Annotated in this window: 1 protein-coding gene; it reads left to right on the forward strand. The window is 60.0% G+C overall.

Annotation, left to right across the window (positions count from 1 at the left end; all coding sequences use genetic code 11):
* Nucleotides 1-109: 109 nt before the first annotated feature.
* Nucleotides 110-1,112, forward strand: a 1,003-nt coding sequence (locus V2B23_RS30835) for an IS481 family transposase (RefSeq protein WP_430953688.1), incomplete at its 3' end; no start/stop codon positions are given.

A 1,112-nucleotide genomic window follows, 5' to 3' on the forward strand; every position in this document is an offset into this window, starting at 1 on the left:
TGTTGTGGGTATGGACGTTGCTGACGCAGGACTGAAGTAGACGGGCTGGTCCTCGGCGCGAGAATGGGAATTGCGACATAGCCGTTCTCGACCAAGAAGGACCAGCCCTGTGACACACCGTAATGCCCCACTCACCGTCGAAGGAAGACGACGCCTCATCGAGCGGTGCCAGAGTCGGCCGATCGCCCACGTCGCCGCCGAAATGGGCATCTCCCGCCAATGCGCCTCCAAGTGGGTCAACCGGTATCGCAAATACGGTGATCTGGGATTACAGGACCGATCCAGCACACCGATACACCAACCGACCGCCACAGCCGCGGAGATCGTGGCCGAGATCGAATCCATGCGACGAACCCGAAAATGGTCGGCCTCGCGAATCACGTTCGAACTGCGCACCGACGGCATCGTCATTGCTCGTCGAACGGTCACGAAAATCCTGCGAGACCTGGGATTGCACCGTCGCCGGTTCATCGACCCGAACGGCGAAACCAACCGAAAGCCACAGGTCATCGTTGCAAAACGACCTGGTCAGATGGTGCATGTCGACATCAAGAAGGTCGGAAAGATCCCGGACGGCGGCGGGTGGCGTGCCCACGGCCGCGGCTCCGACAAGGCCAAACGATCCCAGCGGCGCAAGGCGCGATCGAAGCAGCCTCGGATCGGTTACACCTACCTGCACTCCGCGATCGACGGCAACACCCGTTTGGCGTACACCGAGGCCAGAGACAACGAAACCGCCGCGACAGCCATCGATTTCATGAACAACGCACGCGTCTTCTTCGCCGCACACGGCATCACCCGGATCGAGCGCGTGATCACCGACAACGGATCCTGCTATCGGGCAGCAGATTTCACATCTTCACTGCGACAAGCGCGGCACTACCGGATCAAGCCGTACACACCGAAACACAACGGGAAGGTCGAACGATACAACCGCATCCTCGCCGAAGAACTGCTGTACTCCCGCGAATACACCAGCGAGCAGCAACGACGTACTGCCGTTGAGGTGTGGAACGTTCACTACAATTATCATCGACCGCATTCAGCACGCGGAGGACGACCGCCTGCCGCTTACCGCCGGCACCGCGTAACTAACGTCCGTACCTCATACA

The sequence above is a fragment of the Rhodococcus sp. 24CO genome (assembly GCF_050586165.1).
GTDB lineage: Bacteria > Actinomycetota > Actinomycetes > Mycobacteriales > Mycobacteriaceae > Rhodococcus_F.